This is a genomic window from Arthrobacter agilis (assembly GCF_006494655.1).
Taxonomy (GTDB): domain Bacteria; phylum Actinomycetota; class Actinomycetes; order Actinomycetales; family Micrococcaceae; genus Arthrobacter_D; species Arthrobacter_D agilis.
The window spans coordinates 94,268-106,542 of the sequence record NZ_VHIM01000004.1 but is presented as its reverse complement, the minus strand read 5'-3'; the positions used below and the strand labels follow the sequence as shown (position 1 = coordinate 106,542).

The window sequence follows — 12,275 nt, the reverse complement described above, 5'->3', positions numbered from 1 at the left end:
CTTGCCACCGCGGGTGCGGGCCCCACGGACCGCCGGCGCTGTCCCGGCCCAGCGTTGTGGACCGGTTGACCCGACCGGACGGGCATGCAATTCTGGAGCAGGCTTTTACAGAACGAGCGTTCAGTAATTCGATCCCGGCGACGGGGACGGTGACGGTGACGGGGCCGAGACGACGAGGGAGACGACCATGGCCGAGGCATTCCTGGTGGGGGGAGTCCGCACACCCGTGGGGCGGTACGGCGGTGCCCTCTCCGGGGTCCGCCCCGATGACCTCGCAGCCCTGGTGCTCTCCTCCGTGGTGCAGCGTGCCGGGCTCGACCCCGCCGCCGTCGACGAGGTGATCCTCGGGAACGCCAACGGCGCCGGCGAGGAGAACCGCAACGTGGCCCGTCTTGCGTCACTGCTCGCGGGATTCCCCGTCACGGTCCCGGGTATCACCGTCAACCGTCTCTGCGCGTCGGGACTCTCGGCCATCATCATGGCCTCGCACATGATCAAGGCGGGTGCCGCGGACATCGTGATCGCCGGCGGCGTCGAGTCCATGAGCCGCGCGCCCTGGGTCATGGAGAAGCCGGACCGGGCCTTCGCGAAACCTGGCGACGTGTTCGACACGTCCATCGGCTGGCGCTTCACCAACCCGCTGCTCGCGGCCCAGGACAAGACCACGTACTCGATGCCCGAGACGGCCGAGGAAGTCGCCGCGGTGGACGGCATCACGCGCGACGACGCCGACGCCTTCGCTCTCCGGTCGCACCAGCGGGCGCTGGCCGCCATGGAGGCCGGGCGCTTCGACGACGAGATCGTGTCCGTCCAGGTCAATCGCGGCCGGACGTCGTTCGCCGTCGATGCCGACGAGGGACCGCGGGTCGACACGACCCTCGAGGTGCTCGGGAAGCTCCGGCCCGTCGTCCGGCCGGACGGGATCGTCACGGCCGGCAACTCTAGTTCGCTCAATGACGGCGCCTCCGCCGTGATCGTCGCCTCGGAGGCGGCACTGCAGCGCTACGGGCTGACGCCCCGGGCGCGCATCCTCGACGGCGCCTCGGCCGGTGTGCCGCCCGAGACCATGGGCATCGGCCCCGTCCCGGCCACCCGGAAAGTGCTCGACCGCACCGGACTCTCCATCGCGGATCTCGGCGCGGTCGAACTCAACGAGGCGTTCGCGACGCAGTCGCTCGCGTGCATCCGCCGCCTCGGGCTCGACGAGGAGCTCGTGAACCGGGACGGCGGTGCCATCGCTCTCGGTCACCCCCTCGGCTCCTCCGGGTCCCGCATCGCCGTCACGCTGCTCGGGCGCATGGAGCGGGAACTCGCCGGCGCCTCCCGCCGGATCGGCCTCGCGACCATGTGCGTGGGTGTCGGCCAGGGAACGGCCATGCTCGTCGAGGGGATCTGATGCCCGCGGCGCTGCACGTCACGGAGACCGAGGACCGCCTCGTCGTCGAACTCCACCGGCCCGAGGTCCGCAATGCGATCGACCGCAGGATGGTGGACGACCTGCACGGCGTCTGCGGCGACCTCGAGGAGCGACCCCGGACGCTGATCATCACCGGCTCCGGCGGGATCTTCGCCTCGGGCGCCGACATCGCGGAACTGCGGGAGCGCCGGCGCGACGACGCCCTGGCTGGCATCAACTCGACCCTTTTCGCGCGCATCGCGGCCCTTCCCATGCCCGTGATCGCGGCACTGGACGGGTACGCCCTCGGCGGCGGTGCGGAACTGGCCTTCGCCGCGGACTTCCGGATCGCCACACCGCGACTCCGGATCGGCAACCCGGAGACGGGGCTCGGCATCCTGCCGGCCGCCGGCGCCACCTGGCGGCTGAAGGAACTCGTGGGGGAGCCCCTGGCGAAGGAGATCCTCCTGGCCGGGCGCATCCTCACCGCGGAGGAAGCCCTCGACGCGAGACTCATCACCTCGATCCACGAACCCGACGAGCTCCTCCGGGCAGCCCACGACCTCGCGGACCGCATCGCACGCCAGGATCCCCTGGCCGTCCGCATCACCAAGAGCGTGTTCCACGCGCCCCGGGAGGCCCACCCCATGATCGATCAGCTGGCCCAGGCCATCCTGTTCGAGTCGGACGCCAAGTTCGACCGCATGCAGCAGTTCCTCGACAGGAAGAAGGGCTCATGACGACGCCGACCGGCATCCCGGCGCACGTCGGCGTCCTCGGAGGGGGGCGCATGGGCGCCGGCATCGCGCACGCCTTCTGCCTCGCGGGCGCCGACGTCGTCGTCGTCGAGCGGGACGGCGCCGCGGCGGAGGCCGGGCTGGAACGCGTCACCCAGGCCCTCGGCCGCAGCGTGGATCGCGGCACCACACCGGAGGACCTCGCCGCGCTGACCGCCCGCGTCTCCGTGTCCACGGACCACGCCGCCTTCGCCGCCTGCGGGCTCGTCGTCGAGGCGGTCCCCGAGGACCCCGAGCTCAAGCGGCATGCGCTTCGGGCCGTGGAGGACGTGCTCGACGACGGCGCCTGGCTCGCCACGAACACGTCCTCGCTCTCGGTCGACGAGCTGGCCGCTGCCTTGCAGCGACCGGAACGGTTCTGCGGCCTCCACTTCTTCAACCCGGTGCCGGCGTCGACCCTGATTGAGGTGGTGCTCGGCGCGCGGACCTCGACGGAGCTCGAGGAAGCGGCCAGGGCCTGGGTGGGCGCGCTCGGCAAGACAGCCGTCGTCGTCCGGGATACTCCCGGCTTCGCCAGCTCGCGGCTCGGTGTCGCACTCGCGCTCGAGGCCATGCGCATGCTCGAGGAGGGCGTCGCGACGGCGGAGGACATCGACGCCGCCATGGTGCTCGGATACCGCCACCCGGTCGGACCACTGCGCACCACGGACATGGTGGGCCTCGACGTCCGCCTCGGCATCGCCGAGTACCTCGAGTCCACGCTCGGCCCCCGTTTCACCCCGCCGGCCATCCTGCGCGACACCGTGGCCCGCGGACACCTCGGACGCAAGAGCGGCCGCGGTTTCTTCGACTGGGAGGACGGCGCGTCCGCTCCCGTATCCCCGGCACAACCAGCGAAAGGCGAGCGGCCATGACAACCGCCCCGGAACGAGTACAGATCGACGTCGTCCCCAGCTTCATCGAGGACGCCTGGTGGACGCCCGAGCGCTCCGCGGCCGACGGCGACGGGACCGTGGTGCGGGATGCCAGCACCGGCGAGGAACTCGCGATCGTCAGCACCGCGGGGCTCGACACCGCAGCTGCCATCGGCTTCGCACGCACCACCGGGCAGGCCGAGCTGGGCCGCTTCACGTTCCACGAGCGTGCCCTCAAGCTCAAGGAGCTCGCGCAGTACCTCAACGCGCACCGCGAGCCGCTGTACGAGCTGTCCGCGAAGACCGGCGCCACGAGGATCGACTCCATGGTGGACATCGACGGCGGCATCGGCGTGCTCTTCACCTTCGGGTCCAAGGGCCGCCGCGAACTCCCGAACTCGCACGTGATCGTGGACGGACCGCCCGAGGTGCTCTCCAAGGACGGCTCCTTCCTCGGCACGCACATCCACACGCGTATCCCCGGCGTGGCCGTGCAGATCAACGCCTTCAACTTCCCCGTCTGGGGGATGCTCGAGAAGCTGGCCCCCGCGTTCCTCGCCGGCGTGCCGACCCTCGTCAAGCCCGCGACCCCCACGGGATTCCTGACCGCCGCCGTCGTGAAGCTCATCATCGGCTCGGCGATCCTGCCCAAGGGCGCGCTGCAGCTCATCTCCGGACCGGCACGCGACGTCCTCGACCACCTCGACTACCGCGACCTCGTGTCCTTCACGGGGTCTGCCTCCACGGCCAACCACCTCAAGTCGCACGCGTCGATCGCCCGCGGCGGCGTCCGCTTCACGTGCGAGACGGATTCGCTGAACGCCGCGATCCTCGGCCCCGACGCCGTCCCCGGCACCCCCGAGTTCGACGCCTTCGTGAAGTCACTGGTCACCGAGATCACGGTCAAGGCGGGCCAGAAGTGCACGAGCATCCGCCGGTCCATCGTGCCCGAGGCCCTCGTGGAGGACGTCGTCCGTGCGGCCGGCGACCGCATCCGGGAACGGGTGACACTCGGGGATCCGCGTGCCGAGGGCGTCACGATGGGAGCGCTTGCCTCCCTCGGCCAGCTCGAGGGGGTGCAGGACGCCGTGCGCGCACTGCTCGACGGCGGTGCGTCCCTCGCTTTCGGCTCGCTCGACGCGCCCGACGTCGTCCTCGGGGACAACACGTCCGGCAAGGCGCCCGACGGGGCCTTCATGGAGCCCGTGCTCCTGACCTGGAAGGACGTCGAGGCCGGCGCGCTGCACTCGGTCGAGGCCTTCGGTCCGGTTGCCTCGGTGATCGGGTACGACGACGTCCAGCACGCCGTCCGCCTCGCGGCCCTCGGATCGGGATCGCTCGTCGCCACGGTCTGCACCAACGATCCCGCCGTCGCGCAGGAGCTGGTCCTCGGCATCGCCGCGCACCACGGCCGTGTCCTGATCCTGAACCGCGAGGACGCGCGCTCCTCGACGGGCCACGGCTCGCCCGTCCCGCACCTCGTGCACGGCGGGCCGGGACGCGCGGGCGGCGGCGAGGAGCTCGGCGGCATGCGGTCCGTGCTGCACCACATGCAGCGCACCGCCGTCCAGGGGTCCCCGAACATGCTCACGAGCATCACGGGGGAGTGGCACACGGGTGCCGACCGCCGGTTCGACGACGTCCACCCGTTCCGCAAGGACCTGGCGACGCTACGCATCGGCGACAGCGTCCGTTCCGACCTCCGCCAGGTCACGCTGGCGGATATCAGCGCCTTCGCCGAGACCACGGGTGACACCTTCTACGCGCACACCAACCAGGAGGCCGCCGCCGCCAATCCGTTCTTCCCGGGCATCGTGGCACACGGGTATCTGCTCCTCTCCTGGGGTGCGGGGCTGTTCGTCGATCCCGAGCCCGGACCCGTGCTGGCCAACTACGGCCTGGAGAACCTGCGTTTCATCACGCCGGTCGCCGCGGGCGACTCGATCCGGGTGACGCTCACGGCGAAGCGGATCACGCCGCGGGAGACGGACGAATACGGGGAGGTCGCCTGGGACGCCGTGCTGCACAACCAGGACGACGAGATCGTGGCGACCTACGACGTCCTGACCCTCGTGCAGAAGTAGCCCCGTTCCTGCCGGGGGACGACTCGGAGCGATCGGTCCGTCGATCCCGCGCTGGAATCGCAGGGATGGGAATGTTCGAACATTCCCATCCCTGCCGGGCGGCGATGGGCGCGTCGCCGGGCGCTTGGCGGGCGAGTGGATGGTGTGGTCGACGAGGGCCCAGGGTCGCAGGGTCGCAGGGTCCGCTGAGCCGCGCACCACGGACCAGCGGACCGCATCGTTCATCATCGCGCGACAGGTCCTCGCGACGTCGGAGCCACTGGGATGCTGGCAGGCGAGTCCTTGGGTCTGGACGCCTGCTGTGCCGCCAGGGCGGCGCGAATCACGAGGACGAAGCGGCCGGGTTCGCCGAGAAGAAGCTGTCTGGTGACGCGCAGGATCGGGATGCCGCGAGCGGTCAGGAGGTTCCATCGGCGTCGATCCTCCTCGAATTCACGACGGTCGCTGTGGAAGTGGCGTCCGTCTACTTCGATCCCGAGGACGCCGTCGACGAAGAGATCGATCCGACCGACGCCAGGAACGTGCACCTGGGATGCCACGGTGAAACCGGCCTGTACCAGGAGGTACCGGGCTGCGGTCTCGAGAATGGACTGCGCGTGAGGGTCGATGAGCTCGACGACGGTGCGAAGGGCGCGTGCCCGCGGTCGATCTGCGTGCGTCCGTAGGTCGCCCAGGCGCACCTGCCCGAGTACGACGGCGGACTCGACGATGCACAGGGCGTCGAGTTCGGGGAGGCAGCGGACCGCGTGCACGCAAAATGTCAACGCCGAGACAGGTCCCTCCCATCGATGTCTGCGAAGCCGGTCGGAGCCGAGCGGCCGGCCGTGATCGACGGCGACATGGACCAACCCGGGTGCGCGCAGCACCCACAGCCCCCGCTGCACGGCGGCGCTGATGCATGTGAGGTGAGCTCCGACGCGCAGCGCCGTGAGTGCGTCCTCGTCCCGTTCAGAAAGCGCGTACACACCGCGCACGACCCGGACGACGTCTCCTTGCCGACAGGCCCTCGTGAGAGCCGAGCCGCTTGCTCCTGCGGCGACGAGATCCCTGGCGCGTGCGGAACCACCGCGCTCCGTCAGCAACCGAACAATATCCATGGGGTCAGCTTGGTCAGCATGCGGTACGTCCGGCGTCGGGACAAGCGCTATGTGGACACCCGGTGCGTGGGAGAGACGCCTGATCGACGTCGGACGTGCGGCAGAGTCCCGCTCCGTGCCTCGGTGGGCGGAGTGTTCGAACATTCCCATTCGAGGCGCCGGTGCGTGGGAGCGGCGCTGATCGACGTCGGACGTGCGGCGGTGTCCCACGTCGTGCCTGCGTGGGCGGGAGTTTTCGAACATTCCCATCCGAGGCGCCGGCGCGTGGGAGCGGCGCCTGATCGCCGTCGGACGTGTGGCAGTGTCCCACTTCGTGCCTGTGTGGGTGGGAGTGTTCGAACATTCCCACTCAAGGCGCCGGCGCGTGGGAGCGAACGACGCCGCGGAAGAGCCGGACGGGCCCCGGTCAGCGGCGGTGCAGGCCGTCGAACACCATCAGGATGACGTCGTCGGCCAGTTTGTCCGCGGTGAGCGGGCCTCCGGGCCGGTACCACTCGACGATCGAGTTGATGGTCCCGAAGATGAGTCGCGTGGTGGTTCGCGGGTCGATGTCGTCGCGGATGGAGCCCTCCTGACGCGCCGCATCGACGAGCGCGGCGATCTGCCGGTCGAAGGTCCGACGGCGTTCGAGGGCTTCCCTCTCGATCTCCGTGTTTCCGCGCAGCCTCAGCAGCAGGGTGACGAAGGGAAGCCGCTCCGTCAGCACGGCGATGGTGCCGCGGAGGACGAATTCGAGACGGGCATCGGCGGCGCCCTCGCCCGCGCGGGGGTCGTCGAGGATGGACTCCAGGCCGCCGAGGGCGTGGTCGAGGGCGAGCCGCAGCAGGTCACCCTTGGACGGGACGTGGTGGTAGATCGCCGACTTGCTGATGCCTAGTTCCTCGGCCAGCATGCCCATCGAGGTGGCCTCGTAGCCGTACCGGTTGAAAGCCGCCACGGCCACGGCGAGGACCGACTGCTGGTCGTAGCCGGGTCTCCCTCTCCGCGCGGTGGGGGATGGCGAGGCTCCGGCGACGGTCATAGGCCCATTTTTGCACGAACGTTCAGTCAGGAAGCCCGACCAGGGCGTCCCGTCACATTCCAACATAATCCTTCGTTTGCCTAGCTAGTAGTAGCCTTACTATCGTCACTCCGCACCATCTCTGAAAGGGCGCATCCGTGCCGACCACATCCTGGGACCTCCGCCTGCACGCCCTTACCGCATTCCGCGAAGCCGAGGGCCGCGAGCCCTCGACGCGATCGGTGGTACCCGGCGAGCACCGGCTGGCGCTGTGGCTGGACGAGCAGCGTAAGGCGGCTCGATCCGGCCGCCTCGCGATCCTTCGCCAGGACCGACTGCGCGAGGCTGGCGTCCTTGCCGCCGGCGACGACGGAGCCGCGCCGCGGACGGGGACCGCCTGGTTGAGGGTCGCCAGTCTGGCGGAATTCCTCGAGGAGGAGGGGCGGTTGCCCTCCCTGGCATCGCCGACGTCGGCGGGCGAGAAGCGCCTCGCTCTGTGGATGCACGCGCAACTCTCCGGCCGCGGCGCCGAGACCGAGCCGCTGCGTGCGCTGCGTTCGATCCTCGATGCTGTTGCCGTCGGCGGGCTCTCCCACACCGTCTGAGCCTGTTCCGGCACCCCTTACGGAGCGCGGTCGGCCGTGATAGTTTCTGCGCACGTGCAGCGCAGCAAGGGCCCGGACGTCCCCGGGGCCGGCAGGGCGGCCGGCGAGGAAGTCCATGGAGACAGTTGTGGCGGCGAGCGGACGGGCGACACTCTCCGTCGTCGCGCCTGACCTGCACCATCTCGTCTGGAGCCCGCGTGTCCACATCGACCGTGGTGACGCGCTGTCGGTCCTCGCCGCGAGCCGACGCATCTCGCGCGGTCGTCCCTACGCGATCCTCGTCGACATGACGACGACGGTGGATCTCCCACCCCGTGCACGCGAGGTGTTCAATGGGGAGACGCTCGTCGTCGCCGCAGCACTGCTCGGCGACGGACCGATGGACGAGGTGCTGGCGGCGGGCGCCTGCAAGGCCGTCCATCCGACCCGCTACTTCACCTCGGCCGAGCAGGCCTGCTGCTGGCTGGAGGAGCGTCTCAAGGAGAGGCGATCCATGCCCGGAGACGATCCGATTCGTTGACTGGCACTCGCCCCGCTCCCTATACTGAACGAACGGTCGGTAAATACGCCCGATGCCCAGACGAGCGAGGTAGCACGATGACGACGACAGCAATTGACGCGCGGAGCCGCGAGGACCACGACGCCGCCGGCAAGCGGCAGTTCGACGAACTCATCGCCCAGGACTCCCGGATAGAACCGCGCGACTGGATGCCGGCCGACTACCGCAAGTCGCTGACGCGCCAGATCTCCCAGCACGCGCACTCCGAGATCATCGGGATGCAGCCCGAGGCCAACTGGATCACGCGGGCGCCGTCGCTCAAGCGCAAGGCCGTCCTGATGGCGAAGGTGCAGGACGAAGCCGGGCACGGCCTCTACCTCTACTCCGCAGCGGAGACCCTCGGGACGCCACGCGACAGGATGACGGAGGACCTGATCGCCGGCAAGGCCCGCTACTCCAGCATCTTCAACTACCCCGTGCTGACCTGGGCCGACATCGGTGCGATCGGCTGGCTCGTCGACGGCGCCGCCATCTGCAACCAGGTGCCCCTCTGCCGCGCGTCCTACGGGCCCTACGGGCGCGCGATGGTGCGCATCTGCAAGGAGGAGTCGTTCCACCAGCGGCAGGGATTCGAGATCCTGCTCGAACTGGCCAACGGCACCCCGGAACAGCGCGCCATGGCCCAGGACGCCGTCAACCGCTGGTACGCGCCGTCGCTCATGATGTTCGGCCCTCCCGACGAGGATTCGCCCAACTCGCAGCAGTCGATGCTGTGGAACATCAAGCGCTTCTCCAACGACGAGCTGCGCTCGCGCTTCGTCGGCATGATGGTCGAGCAGGTCCGGGTTCTCGGCCTCGAACTCCCCGACAAGGACGTCCGCTTCAACGAGGAGACCGGCCGCTGGGAGCACGGGCCCCTGGACTGGAACGAGTTCAAGGAAGTGCTCGCCGGTCGCGGGCCCTGCAACGCCCAGCGCATGGAACGGCGCCGCGAGGCGCACGAGGACGGCGCCTGGGTGCGCGAGGCCGCGGCGGCGTACGCGGAGAAGCAGGCACTCAAGCACGCTCAGGCGGCCTAGATGACCGGCGGATCGACCACGGGAGACGACGGCGCGACCGCACCGTCGTCGGGCCCGCAGGAACCGCGCGCTGCATGGCCGCTGTGGGAAGTGTTCGTGCGGTCCTCTCGCGGTCTCTCGCACGTCCACGCCGGGTCGTTGCACGCGCCCGACGCCGAGATGGCGGTGCGCAACGCACGTGACCTCTACACGCGCCGCAACGAGGGAGTCAGCCTGTGGGTGGTCCCGGCCACCGCGATCATCACCAGTGATCCCTATGCGAAGGACCAGTTCTTCGAGTCCCCGCAGGGCAAGGACTATCGGCATGCCACGTACTACACGAAGAGCGAGGGAGTGAAGCACCTGTGAGCGAGGCCAATGCCAGTGCCACCCGCATCACCCCGGGCAACGCCCTGCGGCCCGAGGACATCGCGCTGCTGGACACGAAGCCTGCGGACGCCGTCGCGCAGTACGCGCTGTGGCTCGGTGACGACGCCCTGATCCTCGCCCAGCGGCTCGGCTGGTGGATCTCCCGCGCGCCCGAACTCGAGGAGGACGTGGCGCTCGCCAACATCGCACTGGACCAGATCGGCCACGCACGCTCGTTCCTCACTTACGCGGGCCGGGCGTGGGACAGGACCGAGGACGATCTCGCCTACTTCCGGCGGGAACCCGAGTTCCGTTCCGTACACCTCGTCGAGCAGCCCAACGGGGACTTCGCGCGCACCATCGCGCGGCAGTTCGTCGTCGCGCTCTACCAGTGGGAGCTGTATTCGCGCCTGGTCCACTCCAGCGACCCGACCCTCGCCGCCATCGCCGCGAAGGCCGTGAAGGAGGTCGACTATCACCGGGACCACAGCATCCAGTGGGTCCTCCGCCTCGGCCAGGGCACCGAGGAGTCACGCCGCAGGATGGTCGCCGGTCTCTCGCTGACCTGGCCCTACGTCGAGGAACTCTTCGCCGACCACCCGCTCGTCGACGAGCTCGGTGACGCGGGAGTCCGGCCGAGCAGCCTCAGGGAGCCGTTCGACGCGGCCGTGCAGGCCGTCCTCGCAGAGGCGGAGTTGGAGGTGCCGCAGGTGCCCGGCTCCGTGGGCGGTGGGCGCCTCGGCCGGCACAGCGAACACCTCGGCTACATCCTCGCCGAGCTCCAGGTGCTCGCGAGGGAGTATCCCGGAGCGTCATGGTGACCGTCACCGACCTGCGACCCGCCTCCGCCGTCGATGCTGCTGCGTGGGACATCGCGGCGACGGTCTGCGATCCGGAGATTCCCGTCCTCACCATCGAGGACCTCGGGATCCTGCGCGACGCCCACGTGGCCGCGACCGGGCAGGTGCTTGTGACCATCACGCCCACCTATTCGGGCTGTCCCGCCATGGATGCCATCCGCGACGACGTGACCGCCGCGCTGACGGGCGCCGGGTACGACGACGTCGCCGTGCGCCTGGTTCTCGCCCCGGCCTGGACCACGGACTGGATGAGCGACGACGGCAGGGCGAAGCTCGCCGAGTACGGCATCGCCCCGCCCACGGGTACGGCCGCCGCCGGCCCCGTCCGGATCGGGCTGAGCGTGAAGTGCCCGCAGTGTTCGTCGCTGAACACGCGCGAGATGACGCGCTTCGGCTCCACCTCCTGCAAGGCCCTGTACGTCTGCAACGACTGCCGGGAACCCTTCGACTACTTCAAGGTGCACTGATGGCCGTCGTCCTCGCCCCCTCCACCAAGCGGAGGAGCGCCTTCAACAGCCTCACGGTGCGTGCGGTGCGTCGCCTCACCGAGGACGCCGTGGAGGTGACCCTCGACGTGCCCGCCGAGCTCCAGGACAGGTACGACTACCTCCCGGGGCAGTATGTGGCGCTCCGGACGACGCTCGACGTCGACGGCGAACTGAAGGAGGTTCGCCGCAGCTACTCGATCTGCGCGGATCCCCGGCCGGGCGAGCTCCGTGTCGCCGTGAAACGCGATCTCGGCGGGGTGTTCTCGACGTGGGCCAACGAGTCGCTGGCGGCGGGGGACACCCTGGACGTCATGAGTCCGCGGGGGCAGTTCACCCCGCGGACGACGCCGGGGGAGCAGGCCGTCTCGCTCGTCGCCGTAGCTGCCGGGTCCGGGATCACGCCGGTCATCGCGATCGCCCGCTCCATGCTCGCGGGAAACCCGAATGCGCGCTTCGACCTCATCTATGCGAACCGGGCCGCGATGGACGTGATGTTCCTCGAAGAACTCGCCGACCTCAAGGACCGCTACCCCTCGCGGTTCGCGCTGCACCACGTCCTGTCCCGCGAACAGCGCATCTCGCCGCTGCTGTCCGGACGGATCGACGCCGAGAAGCTGGAGAAGCTGCTCGGGACGGTCCTGGCCGCCGAGCGGGTGGACGAATGGTTCCTCTGCGGCCCCTTCGAGCTGGTGCAGCTCTGCCGGGATTCGCTCGCTGAGCGCGGCGTCCCCGCGGAGAAGATCCGATTCGAGCTGTTCACGACGGGCGAGCCAACACGCCCGGAGGGCAGCATCGGGCGTCCGGTCGCGCCCGCGGAGAGTGGTGAGAACTACACCATCTCGTTCAACCTGGACGGCCTCCAGGGATCCGTCCAGAGCCCCACCCACGCCCGCGAGTCCATTCTCAACGCAGCCCTGCGCGTCCGCCCCGACGTACCGTTCGCCTGCGCCGGCGGAGTGTGCGGCACGTGCCGCGCGAAGGTCGTGGAAGGCACCGTGGACATGACGGAGAACTATGCGCTGGAGCCCGACGAGGTGGCGAAGGGCTTCGTGCTGACCTGTCAGGCCCACCCCACCAGCGACGCCGTCACCGTCGACTACGACGCCTAGGAGCAGCCATGAACGCGGCACCTGCAGATCCATCGACCAGCGGCGGGAACAGCGCGGAC

Annotated in this window: 13 protein-coding genes; 11 read left to right on the top strand and 2 right to left on the bottom strand. The window is 69.7% G+C overall.

What is annotated here, in order from left to right:
- Positions 1–187 precede the first annotated feature (187 nt).
- From FJV46_RS07425 to paaZ, 4 genes are read left to right on the top strand one after another with little or no spacing between them, the layout of a single operon-like run.
- On the top strand, positions 188–1,396 hold the full coding sequence (locus FJV46_RS07425; RefSeq protein ID WP_087028233.1) for a thiolase family protein: 1,209 nt from the start codon (positions 188–190) through the stop codon (positions 1,394–1,396).
- On the top strand, positions 1,396–2,136 hold the full coding sequence (locus tag FJV46_RS07420; protein ID WP_087028231.1) for an enoyl-CoA hydratase/isomerase family protein: 741 nt from the start codon (positions 1,396–1,398) through the stop codon (positions 2,134–2,136). Before FJV46_RS07425 ends, FJV46_RS07420 begins: the two co-directional genes overlap by 1 nt.
- Positions 2,133–3,047 (top strand): 3-hydroxyacyl-CoA dehydrogenase family protein, encoded by a 915-nt coding sequence (locus tag FJV46_RS07415; RefSeq protein WP_087028229.1) that lies wholly within the window; start codon positions 2,133–2,135, stop codon positions 3,045–3,047. Before FJV46_RS07420 ends, FJV46_RS07415 begins: the two co-directional genes overlap by 4 nt.
- Positions 3,044–5,131 (top strand): phenylacetic acid degradation bifunctional protein PaaZ, encoded by a 2,088-nt coding sequence (gene paaZ / locus FJV46_RS07410; protein ID WP_087028228.1) that lies wholly within the window; start codon positions 3,044–3,046, stop codon positions 5,129–5,131. The genes FJV46_RS07415 and paaZ overlap by 4 nt, the downstream gene beginning before the upstream one ends.
- A gap of 224 nt (positions 5,132–5,355) precedes the next feature.
- Here the strand turns inward: paaZ and FJV46_RS07405 are convergent, their stop codons facing one another.
- Entirely contained in the window at positions 5,356–6,228 is an 873-nt protein-coding gene (locus tag FJV46_RS07405) for a type IV toxin-antitoxin system AbiEi family antitoxin domain-containing protein (RefSeq protein ID WP_158250136.1), read from the bottom strand.
- 406 nt (positions 6,229–6,634) lie between these two features.
- Entirely contained in the window at positions 6,635–7,249 is a 615-nt protein-coding gene (locus tag FJV46_RS07400; RefSeq protein WP_087028225.1) for a TetR/AcrR family transcriptional regulator, read from the bottom strand.
- A 137-nt stretch (positions 7,250–7,386) separates the two neighbouring features.
- Here FJV46_RS07400 and FJV46_RS07395 point away from each other — a divergent pair, with 137 nt between their 5' ends.
- The 7 genes from FJV46_RS07395 (at position 7,387) to paaE (ending at position 12,216) form a co-directional block, all read left to right on the top strand.
- The gene (locus tag FJV46_RS07395) at positions 7,387–7,833 is read left to right on the top strand and encodes a helicase associated domain-containing protein (RefSeq protein WP_087028223.1); all 447 of its coding nucleotides are present in this window, start codon (positions 7,387–7,389) and stop codon (positions 7,831–7,833) included.
- Positions 7,834–7,948: 115 nt separating this feature from the next.
- The gene (locus FJV46_RS07390) at positions 7,949–8,353 is read left to right on the top strand and encodes a DUF7793 family protein (protein WP_126130638.1); all 405 of its coding nucleotides are present in this window, start codon (positions 7,949–7,951) and stop codon (positions 8,351–8,353) included.
- A 77-nt stretch (positions 8,354–8,430) separates the two neighbouring features.
- Positions 8,431–9,411: a 1,2-phenylacetyl-CoA epoxidase subunit PaaA gene (gene paaA, locus FJV46_RS07385; RefSeq protein ID WP_087028220.1), complete on the top strand. Its 981-nt coding sequence runs from the start codon at positions 8,431–8,433 to the stop codon at positions 9,409–9,411.
- On the top strand, positions 9,412–9,759 hold the full coding sequence (gene paaB, locus FJV46_RS07380; protein WP_087028218.1) for a 1,2-phenylacetyl-CoA epoxidase subunit PaaB: 348 nt from the start codon (positions 9,412–9,414) through the stop codon (positions 9,757–9,759).
- On the top strand, positions 9,756–10,580 hold the full coding sequence (gene paaC / locus FJV46_RS07375) for a 1,2-phenylacetyl-CoA epoxidase subunit PaaC (RefSeq protein WP_087028216.1): 825 nt from the start codon (positions 9,756–9,758) through the stop codon (positions 10,578–10,580). Before paaB ends, paaC begins: the two co-directional genes overlap by 4 nt.
- A complete protein-coding gene (gene paaD, locus FJV46_RS07370; protein ID WP_087028215.1) occupies positions 10,574–11,086 on the top strand; it encodes a 1,2-phenylacetyl-CoA epoxidase subunit PaaD in 513 nt (170 codons plus the stop codon). Before paaC ends, paaD begins: the two co-directional genes overlap by 7 nt.
- Positions 11,086–12,216: a 1,2-phenylacetyl-CoA epoxidase subunit PaaE gene (paaE, locus tag FJV46_RS07365; protein WP_087028213.1), complete on the top strand. Its 1,131-nt coding sequence runs from the start codon at positions 11,086–11,088 to the stop codon at positions 12,214–12,216. The genes paaD and paaE overlap by 1 nt, the downstream gene beginning before the upstream one ends.
- Positions 12,217–12,275: the final 59 nt, after the last annotated feature.

Bases quoted from the DNA above. Each gene is read 5' to 3' on its own strand.
- FJV46_RS07425 (WP_087028233.1), top strand. From the start codon at position 188: ATGGCCGAGGCATTCCTGGTGGGGGGAGTCCGCACACCCGTGGGGCGG.
- FJV46_RS07420 (WP_087028231.1), top strand. From the start codon at position 1,396: ATGCCCGCGGCGCTGCACGTCACGGAGACCGAGGACCGCCTCGTCGTC.
- FJV46_RS07415 (WP_087028229.1), top strand. From the start codon at position 2,133: ATGACGACGCCGACCGGCATCCCGGCGCACGTCGGCGTCCTCGGAGGG.
- paaZ (WP_087028228.1), top strand. From the start codon at position 3,044: ATGACAACCGCCCCGGAACGAGTACAGATCGACGTCGTCCCCAGCTTC.
- FJV46_RS07405 (WP_158250136.1), bottom strand. From the start codon at position 6,228: ATGGATATTGTTCGGTTGCTGACGGAGCGCGGTGGTTCCGCACGCGCC.
- FJV46_RS07400 (WP_087028225.1), bottom strand. From the start codon at position 7,249: ATGACCGTCGCCGGAGCCTCGCCATCCCCCACCGCGCGGAGAGGGAGA.
- FJV46_RS07390 (WP_126130638.1), top strand. From the start codon at position 7,949: ATGGAGACAGTTGTGGCGGCGAGCGGACGGGCGACACTCTCCGTCGTC.
- paaA (WP_087028220.1), top strand. From the start codon at position 8,431: ATGACGACGACAGCAATTGACGCGCGGAGCCGCGAGGACCACGACGCC.
- paaB (WP_087028218.1), top strand. From the start codon at position 9,412: ATGACCGGCGGATCGACCACGGGAGACGACGGCGCGACCGCACCGTCG.
- paaD (WP_087028215.1), top strand. From the start codon at position 10,574: ATGGTGACCGTCACCGACCTGCGACCCGCCTCCGCCGTCGATGCTGCT.
- paaE (WP_087028213.1), top strand. From the start codon at position 11,086: ATGGCCGTCGTCCTCGCCCCCTCCACCAAGCGGAGGAGCGCCTTCAAC.